Origin of the sequence: Belnapia arida, assembly GCF_016773205.1 — a bacterium.
Taxonomy (GTDB): Bacteria; Pseudomonadota; Alphaproteobacteria; order Acetobacterales; family Acetobacteraceae; genus Belnapia; species Belnapia arida.
This window is the reverse complement of sequence record NZ_JAETWB010000018.1, coordinates 31,520-46,319: the sequence shown is the minus strand read 5'-3', so window position 1 is coordinate 46,319 and position 14,800 is coordinate 31,520. Positions and strand designations below refer to the sequence as shown.

Genomic DNA, 14,800 nt, shown 5'->3' with positions numbered 1-14,800 from the left:
TGGGCAAACCCATGCCCAAGCCCGTGGAATAGGCGGCCTGCCTATTTGGCAGCGGCACCCGCCGTCGCGGCCGGCACCCCGGCTTCACGCAGTCCAGACACCTGCCGTTCGGTCAGTTCCGCCTCGGAGAAGTCCTCGGCCAGTTCCATGAACATCTGATGCCAGTTCATCTGCGCGCGCAACCGCAAGAAGACGCTGCCGAGGCCGATCGCGGCGCGGTCCATCAGCGGGAATTCGCGCGGGATGCGGACTCCGCCGGTGCGCTTCAGCCCCTCATGCACCTTGGCCGCCATCTTGCGGCCATAGGACATGTCATCGACCTCCTGGATCGGGCGGACGCGGTCCTGCACCAGGGGTTCGTAGAGGAACTTGGCCCAAAGGCTCAGCACCTCCATCGTCTCCTTCGAGAGGTTGCGGAAGCCCCAGATGCGGTAGGCCTCGGCCGCCTTGTCGTCGTCGCCGTCGCGCACCGCCTCGTAGAGCAGGATGACGCCGCCGACGAAGCTCGGCGGGAAGACCCGGATGGTGCCGAAGTCGAGGAGGTTGATGCCCGCCCGGTCCGGCCGCACCTGGTAGTTGCCGAGATGCGGGTCTCCATGGATGACGCCGTACTGGTAAAAAGGCTTGTACCACGCGCGGAACAGCGCCTTCGCATAGGCATTGCGCTCCTCGAGCGGCGGATCCTCCTCGAGCCGCTTGATGATGGCGCGGCCGTCAAGCCAGCTCATCGTCAGTAGCCGCTTGGTGCAGAGCTCTTCGACCGGCGTCGGGATCGAGACGTCCGGCGTGTCGCGCATCATGATGCCGTAGAGGCGCATCTGCGAGGCCTCGCGGAGGTAGTCCAGCTCCTCGCGCAGCCGGTCGCACATCTCCTGGTAGACTTCACCATTGTCGAGGGCGCTGTCCATCCGGCGGTAGAGGCTGACCGCGAGCTTGAGCTGGCGAAGGTCGGCCTCCACCACGCTGGGCATGTCCGGGTATTGCAACTTGCAGGCAACTTCCCGCCCGTCCGGCAGTGTCGCGCGATGGACCTGGCCAAGGCTGGCGGCCGCGGCGGCCTCGCGGCCGAAGCTCTTGAAGCGGCTCTCCCAGGCCGGGCCGAGCTCAGAGCCCATGCGGCGGCGGACGAAAGGCCAGCCCATCGGCGGGGCGTTGGACTGGAGGGTCGCCAGCTCCTGCGCATACTCCTCCGGCAGGGCGTCGGGAACGGTCGAGAGGAACTGGGCGACCTTCATCAACGGGCCCTTGAGGCCGCCGAGGATCGCCTTCAGGTCCTCCGCATGCGCCGTCTTGTCGGTCTTCACGCCAAAGATGCGTTCCCCGGCGACGCGGGCGGCGATGCCGCCGACGGCGCCGGAGGTGCGCGCCATCCGGCGCAGTTCGCCGAAGATGGTGCTTTCGGGGCTGCGCTCAGACATCCTGTTCCAATTCATCGATGAAGCTGGCGATGACGTCGAGGCCGCGCTGCCAGAAGGCCGGGTCCGAGGCGTCGAGGCCGAAGGGCGCCAGTAGCTCCTTGTGCCGCAACGTGCCGCCGGCGCGCAGCAGGTCGAGGTATTTCCGCTCGAAGTCGGGGACGCGGCCCTCGCGGTAGACGCCGTAGAGGGCATTCACCAAGCAATCGCCGAAGGCATAGGCATAGACATAGAAGGGCGAGTGGATGAAGTGCGGGATGTAGGCCCAGTAGACGCCGTAATCCTCGGTGAAGTCGAAGGCGGGGCCGAGGCTCTCGCGCTGCACCTGCATCCAGAGCTCGGCGATGCGCTCGGCAGAAAGCTCGCCGCGGCGGCGCTCGTCATGCAGCAGGGTCTCGAAACGGTAGAAGGCGATCTGCCGCACCACCGTATTCAGCATGTCCTCAACCTTGCCGGCCAGCATCAGCCGGCGGCGCTTCGGGTCCTGCTCGGCATCGAGCAGGCCACGGAAGGTCAGCATCTCGCCGAAGACCGAGGCGGTCTCGGCCAAGGTCAGCGGGGTGCCAGAGAGCAGGTAGCCCTGGTCGCCCGCCAGCACCTGATGCACACCATGGCCGAGCTCATGGGCGAGCGTCATCACGTCGCGCGACTTGCCGTGGTAGTTGAGCAACAGATAGGGATGCGCACTCGGCACGGTCGGGTGCGCGAAGGCGCCGCTCGCCTTGCCGGGACGGAGCGCGGCATCGATCCAGGGCTTGTCGAAGAAGCGGCCGCCGATCTCGGCGAGTTCCGGGCTGAAGGCGCGGTAGCTGTCGAGCACCGTCCGCACCGCGTCGGGCCAGGCAATGGCGCGGTCCTGCTCCTCGGGCAAGGGGGCGTTGCGGTCCCAGTGCTGCAGCTTCGGCAGGCCAAGCCACTTGGCCTTCATGGAGTAATAGCGGTGGGAGAGGCGTGGGAAGCTGTCGCGCACCGCCGTCACTAGCGCGTCCACCACCTCGTCTTCGACCATGTTGGCCCGGTTGCGGGAGGATCCGGGACGCGGGTAGCGCCGCCAGTTGTCGATGATCTCCTTGTCCTTGGCGAGGGTGTTGGTGATCAGCGAGAACAGCCGCACCTGGCTGCCAAAGGCCGCCGAGATGCTCTCGGCCGCAGCGGCGCGCACCGAGCGGTCACGGTCGGAGAGGCGGTTGAGGGCAGCCGAGACCGTTAGCTCCTCATCACCGATCCGCACCTGCATGTTGGCGATGGTCTCGTCGAAGAGGCGGTTCCAGGCGGAGCGGCCGGTGACCTCCTTCTCGTGCAGCAGCTTCTCGATCTCGTCGGAGAGCTGGTGCGGGCGGAAGACGCGCAGGTCGCGCAGCCAGGGCTGCCAGCGGGCGAGTGCCGGGCTGCCGGCGAGCTTGCGCTCGATCTCGGCGTCGTCCAGCCGGTTCAGCTCGAGCGTTAGGAACAGCAGGTGGCTGCTGATCGCCGTCACCCGCTCCTGCAGGGTCTGGTAGAAGCGGCCATTGGCCGGGTCGGTGGCATCGCCGGCGAAGATGAGCTGCCCGAAGCTCATAGCACGGCCAAGCATCTCCTCGATCCGCTCGTACTGGCCGATCGCCTCGGCGAGGGCGTCGCCCGAGAGGCCGCCGAGCTTGCCGGACAGGCGGGCGGCGAAGGCCTTGCCCTCCTCCTCCGCCCGGTCGAGATCGGCGGCGAGGCGCGGATCCTCTGGCGAGGCATAGAGGTCGGAAAGATCCCAGACCGGCAGGGGCGGGCCCGCCTCGCCGCCGGCATCGAGGGGTGAGAGGACGGCCCCGGAGAGAGGGGCCGGGCGGGTGGCCCCGGCGGCGGCGGCATCCGCGGCGGCCTGGGGCGGGGGCGATTGGGGCTCGGCTCGGGTCACGGCATTGCATATATGGCGCAGGCAGGCAGGGCCAAGCCACGAAGCAGGGGGAAGCACGCGGAATGCCGGATATCGGTCCCAGCCAGGCGGATGCCTTCACCGGCAGCCCGGGCGAAACTCCTTGGGGCAGCCTGCCCTGGATGCTGCTCGACATCGCCCGCCAGCGGCCGGACCGGCCCATGGTCCGCTACTGGCGCCAGGGCGGCTGGCAGCGGCTGAGCTGGGGACAATTTGCCCTCGGCGTCGCCAGCGCCGCTGCCTGGCTGCGCGGCGCCGGTGTCATGCCGGGCGACCGGGTGCTGCTGGTCAGCGAGAGCCGCCCGGAATTCAACATCGCCGATGTGGCGCTGATGGCGATCGGTGCTGTCACCGTGCCGACCTACACCACCAACACCGAGGCGGACCATGCGCATATCCTGCGCGACTCCGGGGCACGCATCGCGATTGTCTCCTCGCCCGCCCTGGCGGCGCGGGTGGCGAAGGCGGCGCCGGCGGGGCTCGACCTGCTGATCGGCCTCGATGCGATGCCGCCTGAGGGTGCGGCCGCGCGCTTTGCCCATTGGCCTGAGTTGCTGGCGGAGCCGGGCGACTTGCCGTTGCTGATGGCGGAGGCGGAGCAGATTCCCTCCGGCCGCCTCGCCTGCCTGATCTACACCTCCGGTACCGGGGGCACGCCGCGCGGGGTGATGCTGCCGCACCGGGCGATGCTGGCCAACCGCGACGGCGTTGCGGCGCTGGCCAAGCGCCTCCGGCTGGACGGCACGGTCTATCTTTCCTTCCTGCCGCTCTCGCACAGCTACGAGCACACGGTCGGCGTCTTCCTGCTGCCCTCGCTCGGGGTGGAGGTGGTCTATTCGCGCGGCGCCGACCGGCTCTCGGCCGAGTTCCAGGAGTTCCGCCCGAGCATCATCACCGCCGTGCCGCGGCTCTTCGAGGTGCTGCGCGGCCGGATGCTGGCGCAGCTGGAGAAGGAAACACCCTTCCGCCAGCGGCTTTTTCACCGGGCGCTGGCGCTCGGGCTGAAGCGGGCGGATGGCGGGCGGCTCTCCCTGCTGGAGCAGGTGCAGGATGCGGTGCTGGAGCGGCTGGTGCGGGGGAAGGTGCGGGCACGCTTCGGCGGCCACCTCCAGGCGATGGTCTGCGGCGGGGCGCGGCTCGATCCGGACCTCTCCGGCTTTTTCATCGGCTTTGGCCTGCCGCTGATCCAGGGCTATGGGCAGACGGAGGCGGGGCCGGTGATCGCGGTCAACCCGCCTTGGGACAACGTGCGGCAGACGGTCGGCTACCCACTGCCTGGGGTGGAGGCGCGGCTCGCCGAGGATGGCGAGCTGCTGGTGCGCGGCCCGCTGGTGATGGACGGCTATTGGGGCAACCCGACGGCGACGGCGGCGGCGATCCGTACCGTCGAGCCCGGCGAGGCGCCCTGGTTGCATACCGGCGACGTGGCGCGGATCGAGGACAGGCGGATCACCATCACCGACCGCAAGCGGGACTTCATCAAGACGCTCGGCGGCGACATGGTGAGCCCAGCCAAGCTGGAATCGCTGCTGATGGCGGAGCCGGAGGTCGCCCAGGCCGTCGTCGCCGGCGAGGGGCAGCCAGGCGTCGTCGCCCTGCTCGTGCCGGCCGAGGGTCATGAGGCGGGGCTCGCCCAGGCGGTGGCGCGGGTGAATGCGCGGCTCTCCAACATCGAGCGCATCCGCCGCTGGGGCATGGCGCCGGCCGCCTTCTCGGTGGAGAACGGGCTGCTGACGCCGACCATGAAGGTGAAGCGCCGGGCCGTGCTGGAGCGCCATGCGACGGAGATCCAGGCGCTCACCAAGTAGCGGAGAGCGGGCATGACGCAGGAAGGGCCGAACGCGGCGCAAGCCGCCTACTGGAACGGGCCAGCGACGCGGGCCTGGGCGCGGGAGCATGAGCGGATCGACGCCCGTTTCGCGCCGGTACTCGACCTGCTCCTGGCGCGGGCGGCTCCGCGCCCTGGCGAGCATGTGCTCGATATCGGCTGCGGCAGCGGCACCTCGACCATCGCCCTGGCGGAACGGGTCGGCCCCGACGGGCGGGTGCTGGGCGTCGATATCGCGGCGGAATCGGTGGAGGCCGCGCGGCGGCGGATCGCAGCGGCGGGGCTCGCCCAGGCCGAGGCGCTTCTGGCCGATGCTGCGGCGCATCCCTTCCCGTCCGGCGGCTTCGACCTGCTGGCCTCGCGCTTCGGGGTGATGTTCTTCCAGAGCCGGTGGCGGCCTTCGCCCATCTGCGGGCGGCGCTGAAGCCGGAGGCGCGGCTGGTGCTGGCGGCCTTCCGCGCCGCCGCCGAGAATCGCTGGACGACCGGCGCCGCGGCGGCGGTGCGGGACCTGATCCCGCTCCCGCCGCCCTCCGGTCCGGAGGAGCCGGGGCAGTTCGCCTTTGCCGATCCGGCGCGGGTGGAGCGCATCCTGCGCGACGCGGGCTTCGGCGAGGTGGCGCTGGCGCCGGAGGACGTGCCGATGCGGCTCGGTGCCGATGCAGCCGAGGCGGCGGATTTCGCCATGACGCTCGGCCAGGTCAGTCGGGCGCTGCAAGGGGCGCCTGAGGAGGTGCGGGAGGCTGTGCGGCACCGCCTCCTCGCCTTCTACCAGGCCATGGAAGGGCCCGGCGGGGTGGTGATGCCCGCGGCGGCCATCTGGCTGGTGACGGCGCGGGGCTGAGCCCGGGTCAGCGCGGCTGGCGCGCCGGCATGGGGGCGAGGGCTTCCGGCTCGGCGGTCAGCGCCTCGGCTGCCGCCACGGCGCGGTCGATGGCATCGGCGGTTTCCTCCGTGCTCAGCCAGCGATGCAGCAGACCACCGGCGACCCCGCCGAGGATGGGCGCCACCCAGAACAGCCAGAGCTGCTGCAAGGCGAGGCCGCCGAGCACGAAAGCGGGGCCGGTGCTGCGGGCCGGGTTCACGCTGGTGTTGGTGACCGGGATGCTGATCAGGTGGATCAGCGTCAGGCAGAGGCCGATGGCGATGGGAGCGAAGCCTGGCGGCGCACGCATCGAGGTGGCGCCGAGGATGACGACGAGGAAGAAGAAGGTCATCACTGCCTCGGTGACGAAGCCCGAGACCATGTCGAACTTCCCGGGCGAAGCCTCGCCGAAGCCGTTCGCCGCCAGCCCCTTCATCGCAAGGTCGAAGCCCGGCTGGCCGGAGGCGATGGCATAGAGCAGGAAGGCGCCTGCCACGCCGCCGATCACCTGCGCGCCGATATAGGGCAGCGCCTCCGAGGCCTGGAAGCGGCCGGCGGCGACCAGGCCGCAGGTGACGGCGGGGTTCAGGTGGCAGCCGGAGATATGGCCGATTGCGAAGGCCATGGTCAGCACGGTCAGCCCAAAGGCGAGCGAGACCCCGAGCAATCCGATGCCAACATCCGGAAAGGCCGCAGCGAGCAAGGCGCTTCCGCATCCCCCAAGCACGAGCCAGAGCGTGCCGAGGAATTCCGCGACGAGTTTGCGAGACATTGAGATGTCCTCTCGGTGCGCCGCCGGGAATACGGCGGCGTCCGGGCCAAATTCGTATACGAATTGCCTAAGAGTTCGATAGAAATCGCGAGAAACTGTTCTCCGCCTTCGGCAACCTTTGGGCTCGCACAGAATATGCGTCTCGGCACGTCGCATGCCACGGACCGTACCCGGAGCGCAGGACCGACTGCGCCGGGCGATGGAGGCGGTACCGGCTACGCTGGCAGGACGTCCAGCCTGAGCGGCAGCATTGCGCCCATCCACAGCGCATGGGCGGAATGGTCGGCTCGGGCGCGGCCTGTCTCCGGATGTACGAGGATGGCGAGGCCGGCGCGGTTCAGGGCGAGGAAGGGCAGAAGGCCGGGCAGCAATTCGGGACCGAAGGCGACCTGGTACATGGCGGAGGGATGCGGGCCGACCGGGGAATCGTGCCAGCGGCCGAGCACCGCCACCGGGAAGCGGGCGGCGATCGCCTCGCGCAGCGCCGCGGCGGTGCTGCGGGTGGAGACCGGATCGTAGTAGACATGGGCATGCCAGCCGGTGATCGCCTCGGTCATCGCTTCCTTCCCTTCATGCCGGGGCAATGCCCGGATGGCTGCCGAAGGCCCGCATCGCCATCCTGACACCAGCAGCGACGAGGAGGACCGACCGATGCTCGACCAAGATGCCCTGCGCTGGGAAGCCCTGCTGGCCCGCGACCCGACGCCCGATTGCGGCGCCTTCCTCTATGCCGTCACCACCCAGGGGGTCTATTGCCGGACCGGCTGTCCCTCGCGCCAGCCGCTCCGGCAGAATGTCCGTTTCTACGCCGATGCGCCGGCGGCGGAGGCGGAGGGCTTCCGCGCCTGCAAGCGCTGCGACCCGAAGGGCGAGCGGGCCGCCATCCACGCCGCCGCCATCCGCGCCGCCTGCGACCTGATCGAGGCGAGCGAGGCGGCGCCCTCGCTGGCGACGCTGGCCGCGCACGCCGGCTATGCGCGGCACCACTTCCTGCGGCTGTTCAAGGAGATCACGGGCGTCACGCCGCATTCCTATGCAGCTTCGGTCCGGGCGCGGCGGTTGCAGGCCTCGCTGGCGGCAGGCGACCGGGTGGCGGAGGCCGTCGCCGGCGCCGGCTATGGCAGCGAGAGCCGGGTCTATGGGGCGCCGGGGCGGGTGCTGGGGATGACCCCGGGCGCCGCACGGCGTGGCGGCGAGGGCGAGACGATCCGCATCGCCACGGCGACCAGCGTGCTCGGGCCGCTGATGGTCGGGGCGACGGAGAGCGGTGTCTGCTTCATCGGCTTTGCGGAGGATTTCGACGCGCTGGAGGGCGATGTGCGGCAGCGCTTCCCCAAGGCGCGGATCGAGCCTGCACCGGAGGCGCTGGCGGAAACGGTGCGGCAGGTCGTGGAATTCCTGGATGAGCCGAAGGCGGCCCTCGCCCTGCCGCTCGACCTGCGCGGCACCGCCTTCCAGCGGCGCGTCTGGGAGGCATTGCAGGCCATCCCCTTCGGCGAGACGCGGACCTATGGGCAGATGGCCATCGCCATTGGCGCGCCGCGGGCGATCCGTGCCGTCGCGCGGGCCTGCGCGCAGAACCACGTCTCGCTGGCGGTGCCCTGCCATCGCGTGGTGGGCGCCGATGGCGACCTCACCGGCTATCGCTGGGGCGTGCCGCGGAAGCGGGCGCTGCTGGCGAAGGAGCGGGCGGGAGCGAAAGGCTAGACCGCCTCCACCTCCGCCACGCCCGGCAGAACCTTCATTGCCTGCATCAGCCGGGGCGAGACGTTGAACTTGCCGGGCAGGGCCAACTCCACCTCCTGCCCCTCGCTGGTGCGGGCGACGACGACGACGCGGCCGCGGCCCCTGCCCTCGCGCTCCAGCAGGGTGCGGATCGGGTCGACTGCGGCCGGGCCCTCCAGCCAGAGGCGGATGCCCTGGCCGACGCCCTGGCTGGCCTTCTCCAGGCTCTCCACCTCGCTTGCGGTCAGGCGGAGCGCGTCGTTGTCGAGCCGCGCCTCGGCCTTGACCAGCAGCGCATTGCCCTCGGTCAGCAGGTCGCGGACGCGGTTGAGCACCTCGCTGAACAGCGTCACCTCGAAGCTGCCGGTCTGGTCGGAAAGTGTCAGCCAGCACATGCGGCTGCCGGTGCGGGTCGGCCGCTCCTTGGTGGCGACGACGGTACCGGCCAGAGTCAGCTTGGCGGAGCCGCCCTTGGCACGGTCGGCGACCGCCACGAAAGGTGTGGCGCCGAGGCGCCGCAGCACCTCCCCATAGGTGTCGAGCGGATGGGCGGAGAGGTGGAAGCCCACCGCTTCCGCCTCATAGGCCAGCTTCTCGAGCTGCGGCCAGTCGGGGATGTCCTTGAGGCGCAGCGGCACCGGGCCGCCAGCGCTGCCGAACATGTCGGCCGTCGGGTCCTCGCGCCGCTCGGCGGCTTCCTGCGCGGCGCGCAGCACCACCTCGGCGCCGGCGACGAGCCTGGCGCGGTTGCCCTCCATGGCGTCAAAGGCGCCGGCCTTGGCCAGGTTCTCGATCTGCATCTTGTTGAGCAGCTTGGGGTCGACGCGGTGGGCGAAGTCGGCGACCGAGGCAAAGGGCCGGCCCGCATCGCGCGCCGCGACCAGCACCTGCATCGCCGCCGCGCCGACGCGCTTCACCGCAGCGAGCGCGAAGCGGATGGCCGGCTTGCCGTCCTCCTGCTGCTCGACGAGGAAGAAGGCGCCGGAGCGGTTGATGTCGGGTGGCAGCACCGGGATGCCGAGGCGCGAGCACTCCTGCATGTGGCCCGCCAGCTTCTCGGTCTTGTCGAGGTCGAGCGTCATGGAGGCCGCGAGAAAGGCGACGGTGTGGTTCGCCTTGAGCCAGGCGGTCTGGTAGCTGACCAGCGCGTAGGCGGCCGCGTGGGACTTGTTGAAGCCGTATTCCGCGAACTTCGCCATCATGTCGAAGATCTCGGTGGCCTTGGCCGGCTCGATGCCGTTCTTCACGGCGCCTTCCGTGAAGATGGCGCGCTGCTGCTCCATCTCCTTGGCGATCTTCTTGCCCATGGCGCGGCGCAGCAGGTCGGCGCCGCCGAGCGAGTAGCCCGCCAGCTCCTGGCTGATCTGCATCACCTGCTCCTGGTAGACCATGATGCCGAAGGTCTCCTCCAGGATGGGGTGGATCTTCGGGTGCGGGCTCTCCCAGGGCTCGCCGGCCTTGCGCTGGCAATAGGCGGGGATGTTGGCCATCGGGCCCGGGCGATAGAGCGAGACGGCAGCAACCAGGTCCTCGAAGCGGTCCACACGCATCTGCCGCAGGCAGTCCCGCATGCCCTGGCCTTCGAACTGGAACACCCCGGCGGCGTCGCCCTTGCGCAGCATCTCGAAGGTCTTGGCATCGTCGAGCGGGATGGCGTTGATGTCGACCTCGATCCCCTGCCCCTTCAGGATCTCGAGCGCCTGCTCGATGACGGTCAGCGTCTTCAGGCCGAGGAAGTCGAACTTCACCAGGCTTGCCTGCTCGACATACTTCATCGAGTACTGGGTAATGAGCATATCGCTCCGCGGGTCGCGGTAGAGTGGCACGATGTCGATCAGCGGCTTGCGGCCGATGACGACGCCGGCCGCATGCGTCGAGGCGTTGCGGTAGAGGCCCTCCAGCTGGTTGGCGATCTCGAGCAAACGAGCGACCTGCTCGTCTGCGTCGCGCATCTGCTGCAGGCGGGGCTCGCCCTCGATCGCCTGGGCGAGCGTCACCGGCTTCGCGGGGTTGAAGGGGATGAGGGAGGCGATGCGGTCGACCTGCCCGTAGGGCATGCCGAGCACGCGGCCTACGTCGCGCACTGCTGCCTTGGCCTGCAGCTTGCCGAAGGTGATGATCTGCGCGACCCGGTCCTCGCCATACTCGCGGCGGACATAGGCGATGACCTCGTCGCGCCGGTCCTGGCAGAAGTCGATGTCGAAATCCGGCATCGAGACGCGCTCGGGGTTGAGGAAGCGCTCGAAGAGCAGGCCGAAGCGCAGCGGGTCGAGATCGGTGATCTGCAGCGCCCAGGCGGCAACCGAGCCGGCGCCCGAGCCGCGGCCGGGGCCTACCGGGATGGGCGGCACCTGTGCCTTCGCCCACTGGATGAAGTCGGCGACGATGAGGAAGTAGCCGGCGAAGCCCATGCTCTCGATGACGCCGAGCTCGTAGTCCAGGCGCGTCGTGTAGACCTCGCGGCGGTCGGCCTCGATGCCTGCCGCGTCGAGGCGGGCGACCAGGCCGCGGCGAGCCATGTCGCGCACCGTCTCCGCCTCGGTCATGCCGGGCTGGACCTTGGGGCAGACCGGCAGCTCTGGCTTCTTCGTCTCCGCCATCACCGCGCAGCGACGGGCGATGGCCAGGGTGTTGTCGCAGGCATCCGGCAGGTCGGCGAAGAGGGTGCGCATGGCGGCAGCCGGCTTGAACCAGTGCTCCGGCGTGACGCGGCGGCGGTCCTTCTCGGCCAGCGTCCGGCTCTCGGCGATGCAGAGCAGCGCGTCATGCGCCTCATGCATCGTGCGCGTGGCAAAATAGACGTCGTTGGCGGCGACGATGGGCAGCGCAAGTTCATCGGCCAGCGCCAGCAGGGCGGGCTCGATCGCCTTCTCGACCTCGAGGCCGTGCCGGTGCAGCTCGACCGCCAGCCGGTCGGGGAAGGTGGCGGCGAAGCGGCGGAGCAGCGCTTCCGCCATCTCGCGCCGGCCTTCCGCGAGCAACCGGCTGACCGGGCCGAGCGTGCCGCCGGTCAGCAGGAAGATGCCCTCAGCATGCTCCTCCAGCGTCGTGTAGCTGAGGCAGGGCTTGCCGGAAGCGTCGGAGCCGAGAAAGGAGCGCGAGGACAGGCGCTGGAGGTTGTCGTAGCCCTGGGCATTCATCGCCAGGGCGACGATCGGGTCGGGCGGCAGTCGCTCCGCCTCGGGCCGCGGGTCGGAGGCGGCGCGGGAGAGCCAGAGCTGGCATCCCATGATCGGCTGGATGCCCTTGCCCTGGCACCCTTGGGCGAATTCCAGCGCGCCGAAGAGGTTCGCCGTATCCGTCAGCGCCACGGCGGGCATCCCCGCGTCCTTGGCGAGGCTTGCAAGCTTCTCCGCCTTGATGGCGCCTTCCGAGAGCGAATAGCTCGAATGGACGTGAAGATGGACGAAGCCGGCCGTCGAGTCGTCGCGCATGGCGGGGAGACTAGCACATCGGCACCCTCCCCGGCATGATCCACGCGATGCCGGAACAGCCCAGCCGCGCCGTGGTCGCCGCCGGCGTCCTCGCCATGTTCATGTTCAGCGCCAATTTTGCCGCCACCGGCCATGCGCTGGCGGAGGGGCTGTCGGTGCCGGACCTCGTGTTCCTCCGCTACGGCACGGCGGGGCCGCTCTTCCTCCTGCTCCTGCTGCGGGTCGGGCTCGGAGGGCTCGCCTGGTGGCGGGCCGTGGTGCTGGCGGCGCTCGCTGGGGCGCCCTATTTCCTGCTGACGGCGATGGCGCTGCGCTTCGCGCCCGCGGTGCATGCCTCCATCCTCAACCCGGGGGGGACCATGGTCTTCGCCCCGCTGCTCGCCTGGTGGCTGCTGCGGATGCCGCCCGAGATAGGCGTGCGGGTCGGGCTGCCCGTGATCGCCCTTGGCTTGCTGCTGATCGGCGGCGCAGGGCTCGGCGAGGGCGTCGGCCGGGTCTGGATCGGCGACCTGATGGTGCTGGCGAGCGGCTTCAACTGGGCACTCTATGGCGTGTTGATGCGGCGGTGGGAGGTGAGCGGGCTGCGGGCCGCCGCCATCATCGGCGCCGTCTCGCTGGCCTGGGTGCCGGTGCACCTCGCGGTCTTCGGCATCGAGGGCATCGCCGCGCATCCGGCGGAGGCGTTGTGGCAGGCGGGCTATCAGGGGCTGATCGCCGGCGGCCTCGCCATCGTGTTCTACAGCCGGGCGGTGGTGGCGATGGGGCCGGCGCGGGCGGCGCTGCTGCCGCCCCTCGTCCCGGCGCTCGGCGTGCTCTGGGCCTGGCTGCTACTCGGCGAGCATGTCACGCCGATGCAGGTCGCGGGCATGGCGACCGTCATCGCCGGGATGCTCTGCGGCGCGCTGTGGCGGCGCCGCTGATCAGCCCGGGACGATACACCCGTCGCGGAGCGTCACCACCCGATCCATCCGCGCCGCCAGCGCCGGGTTGTGGGTGGCGATCAGCGCGGCAACGCCCTGGCCGCGGACGGCGGCGAGCAGCTCCCCGAAGACCAGGTCCGAGGTGCCGGTGTCCAGGTTGCCGGTGGGCTCGTCGGCCAGCAGGATCTTCGGCGCATTGGCCAGCGCCCGGGCGATGGCGACGCGCTGCTGCTCGCCGCCGGACAGGCGGCCGGGGCGGTGATGTTCCCGCCCGGCAAGGCCGAAGCTCGCCAGCAACTGCCGGGCGCGCTCCTGCGCCGCCGCGCGCGGGGTGCGGTTCGCCATCTGCGGCAGCACCACATTCTCCTCGGCAGTGAACTCCGGCAGCAGATGGTGGAACTGGTAGACGAAGCCGATCTCGGTGCGGCGGATCGCCGTGCGGGCATCATCGGAGAGCGTGCCGGCGGCACGGCCGGCGACGAAGACCTCGCCGGCATCGGGCCGCTCCAGCAGCCCGGCCAGGTGCAGCAGCGTTGATTTGCCGGTGCCGGAGGGCGCGACGAGGGCGACGATCTCGCCCGCTGCCAGCGTCAGCTCGGCCCCGGTCAGCACCGGCAGCTCGCCCGCCTCGGTGCGGAAGCGACGGGCGACGGCTTCGAGTCGGAGCGGCGCGTCACTCATTGCGCAGCGCCTCCACCGGGTCGAGCCGCGCGGCGCGCCAGCTCGGATAGACCGTCGCCAGGAGCGAGAGGCCGAGGCCCATGAGCACCACCTGCACAACCTCGTTCGGATCGACCACGGCCGGGAGCTGGGAGAGGAAGTAGACCTCCGGGCTGAACAGCTCCGTCCCCGTCAGCGATTGCAGCGCCTCGCGGATGCTCTCGATGTTGAGGCAGAAGACGAGGCCGATGCCGAAGCCGATCAACGTGCCCATGACGCCGACCGAGGCGCCGCAGAGCAGGAAGATGCGGAGGATGGCCCCGCTCGTCGCCCCCATGGTGCGGAGGATGGCGATGTCCCGCCCCTTGTCCTTCACCAGCATGATGAGCGAGCTGACGATGTTGAAGGCGGCGACGATGATGATGAGCGTCAGGATGAGGAACATCACGTTCCGCTCGACCTGTACCGCGTTGAAGAAGCTGCTGTTCGCATCCTGCCAGTCGACGATGCGGACGGGCCGGTCCTGACCGAGCGCGCGGCGGATCTCGAGGTTGACGGCCCGGACACGCGTCGGATCGTTTACGAAGACCTCGACCTGGGTCGCCGCGTCGCCTGTCTGGAAGAAGAGCTGAGCAGCCTGCATCGGCAGGTAGACGAAGCTGGTGTCGTACTCGTTCATGCCGATGTTGAAGAGCGCCACCACCCGGTAGGCGCGGACCCGCGGCAGGGTGCCGAGCACGGTGGTGCGGCCCTGGGGCGAGACCAGGGTCACCCGGTCGCCGAGGCCGACGCGGAGTTTGCTGGCGAGGCCGGTGCCGATGACGATGCTGTCCTCGCCACCAAATTCCGCCAGCGATCCGCGGCGGATGTTGTTGGCGATGATCGCCTTCGCCTGCATGTCCTCCGGCGTGATGCCCCGCGCGAGCCCGCCCGAGGCGCCGCCCTGCTCGCTCGTCAGCAGCACCTGGCCCTCGATGATCGGCGTCGCGGCGGTGACGCCCTGGACACGCCGGATGGCCTCCGCCAGCGGGTCGTAGTTGCGCAGGTTGCCGCCATCGGCCGCGTAGACGCCCATATGGCCGTTGAGGCCGAGGATGCGGCCAAGCAGTTCCTGGCGGAAGCCGTTCATCACGCTCATCACGATGATCAGCGTGGCGACGCCGAGGGCGATGCCGACGAGCGAGAAAATGGCGATGACGGAGACGAAGCGCTCGCCCTTCCGGGCGCGCAGGTAGCGGAAGGCGACGGCGCGCTCGAAGGCATCGAACATGATGGG

Annotated in this window: 12 protein-coding genes; 5 read left to right on the top strand and 7 right to left on the bottom strand. The window is 70.0% G+C overall.

Going from position 1 to position 14,800, the window contains the following annotated elements:
* Positions 1-41 precede the first annotated feature (41 nt).
* Both JMJ56_RS22875 and JMJ56_RS22870 read right to left on the bottom strand, forming a co-directional pair.
* The gene (locus JMJ56_RS22875) at positions 42-1,418 is read right to left on the bottom strand and encodes an ABC1 kinase family protein (RefSeq protein ID WP_202834088.1); all 1,377 of its coding nucleotides are present in this window, start codon (positions 1,416-1,418) and stop codon (positions 42-44) included.
* A complete protein-coding gene (locus tag JMJ56_RS22870; protein ID WP_236038316.1) occupies positions 1,411-3,168 on the bottom strand; it encodes a M3 family oligoendopeptidase in 1,758 nt (585 codons plus the stop codon). Before JMJ56_RS22870 ends, JMJ56_RS22875 begins: the two co-directional genes overlap by 8 nt.
* A gap of 197 nt (positions 3,169-3,365) precedes the next feature.
* On the opposite strand from JMJ56_RS22870, the gene JMJ56_RS22865 reads away from it, so the two are divergent.
* The 3 genes from JMJ56_RS22865 to JMJ56_RS22855 are packed head-to-tail and all read left to right on the top strand — an operon-like array spanning position 3,366 to position 5,992.
* Complete coding sequence (locus tag JMJ56_RS22865) at positions 3,366-5,129, top strand: AMP-dependent synthetase/ligase (RefSeq protein WP_202834086.1); 1,764 nt, start codon at positions 3,366-3,368, stop codon at positions 5,127-5,129.
* Between the two features lie 12 nt (positions 5,130-5,141).
* Complete coding sequence (locus tag JMJ56_RS22860; RefSeq protein WP_202834085.1) at positions 5,142-5,573, top strand: class I SAM-dependent methyltransferase; 432 nt, start codon at positions 5,142-5,144, stop codon at positions 5,571-5,573.
* On the top strand, positions 5,540-5,992 hold the full coding sequence (locus JMJ56_RS22855) for a hypothetical protein (RefSeq protein ID WP_202834084.1): 453 nt from the start codon (positions 5,540-5,542) through the stop codon (positions 5,990-5,992). The genes JMJ56_RS22860 and JMJ56_RS22855 overlap by 34 nt, the downstream gene beginning before the upstream one ends.
* A 7-nt stretch (positions 5,993-5,999) precedes the next feature.
* Here JMJ56_RS22855 and aqpZ read toward each other — a convergent pair whose 3' ends face one another.
* Both aqpZ and JMJ56_RS22845 read right to left on the bottom strand, forming a co-directional pair.
* Positions 6,000-6,785 (bottom strand): aquaporin Z, encoded by a 786-nt coding sequence (gene aqpZ / locus JMJ56_RS22850; protein ID WP_236038307.1) that lies wholly within the window; start codon positions 6,783-6,785, stop codon positions 6,000-6,002.
* A gap of 215 nt (positions 6,786-7,000) precedes the next feature.
* On the bottom strand, positions 7,001-7,342 hold the full coding sequence (locus JMJ56_RS22845; protein WP_202834083.1) for a DOPA 4,5-dioxygenase family protein: 342 nt from the start codon (positions 7,340-7,342) through the stop codon (positions 7,001-7,003).
* A gap of 94 nt (positions 7,343-7,436) precedes the next feature.
* On the opposite strand from JMJ56_RS22845, the gene ada reads away from it, so the two are divergent.
* Positions 7,437-8,492, top strand: a complete 1,056-nt coding sequence (ada, locus tag JMJ56_RS22840) for a bifunctional DNA-binding transcriptional regulator/O6-methylguanine-DNA methyltransferase Ada (RefSeq protein WP_202834082.1) — start codon at positions 7,437-7,439, stop codon at positions 8,490-8,492.
* Here the strand turns inward: ada and dnaE are convergent.
* Positions 8,489-11,944, bottom strand: coding sequence for a DNA polymerase III subunit alpha (gene dnaE, locus JMJ56_RS22835; RefSeq protein WP_202834081.1), 3,456 nt, complete (start codon positions 11,942-11,944; stop codon positions 8,489-8,491). The two genes, ada and dnaE, sit on opposite strands and share 4 nt — an antisense overlap.
* Before the next feature lie 47 nt (positions 11,945-11,991).
* On the opposite strand from dnaE, the gene JMJ56_RS22830 reads away from it, so the two are divergent.
* Positions 11,992-12,864: a DMT family transporter gene (locus JMJ56_RS22830; protein ID WP_202834080.1), complete on the top strand. Its 873-nt coding sequence runs from the start codon at positions 11,992-11,994 to the stop codon at positions 12,862-12,864.
* Here the strand turns inward: JMJ56_RS22830 and JMJ56_RS22825 are convergent, their stop codons facing one another.
* Entirely contained in the window at positions 12,865-13,545 is a 681-nt protein-coding gene (locus JMJ56_RS22825; RefSeq protein ID WP_202834079.1) for an ABC transporter ATP-binding protein, read from the bottom strand.
* Entirely contained in the window at positions 13,538-14,794 is a 1,257-nt protein-coding gene (locus tag JMJ56_RS22820; RefSeq protein WP_202834078.1) for a lipoprotein-releasing ABC transporter permease subunit, read from the bottom strand. Before JMJ56_RS22820 ends, JMJ56_RS22825 begins: the two co-directional genes overlap by 8 nt.
* Between the last annotated feature and the right edge of the window lie 6 nt (positions 14,795-14,800).

Coding starts and splice junctions, on each gene's coding strand:
- JMJ56_RS22830 (WP_202834080.1), top strand. CDS start 11,992: ATGCCGGAACAGCCCAGCCGCGCCGTGGTCGCCGCCGGCGTCCTCGCC.
- JMJ56_RS22820 (WP_202834078.1), bottom strand. CDS start 14,794: ATGTTCGATGCCTTCGAGCGCGCCGTCGCCTTCCGCTACCTGCGCGCC.
- dnaE (WP_202834081.1), bottom strand. CDS start 11,944: ATGCGCGACGACTCGACGGCCGGCTTCGTCCATCTTCACGTCCATTCG.
- JMJ56_RS22865 (WP_202834086.1), top strand. CDS start 3,366: ATGCCGGATATCGGTCCCAGCCAGGCGGATGCCTTCACCGGCAGCCCG.
- JMJ56_RS22875 (WP_202834088.1), bottom strand. CDS start 1,418: ATGTCTGAGCGCAGCCCCGAAAGCACCATCTTCGGCGAACTGCGCCGG.
- aqpZ (WP_236038307.1), bottom strand. CDS start 6,785: ATGTCTCGCAAACTCGTCGCGGAATTCCTCGGCACGCTCTGGCTCGTG.
- JMJ56_RS22825 (WP_202834079.1), bottom strand. CDS start 13,545: ATGAGTGACGCGCCGCTCCGACTCGAAGCCGTCGCCCGTCGCTTCCGC.
- JMJ56_RS22845 (WP_202834083.1), bottom strand. CDS start 7,342: ATGACCGAGGCGATCACCGGCTGGCATGCCCATGTCTACTACGATCCG.
- ada (WP_202834082.1), top strand. CDS start 7,437: ATGCTCGACCAAGATGCCCTGCGCTGGGAAGCCCTGCTGGCCCGCGAC.
- JMJ56_RS22860 (WP_202834085.1), top strand. CDS start 5,142: ATGACGCAGGAAGGGCCGAACGCGGCGCAAGCCGCCTACTGGAACGGG.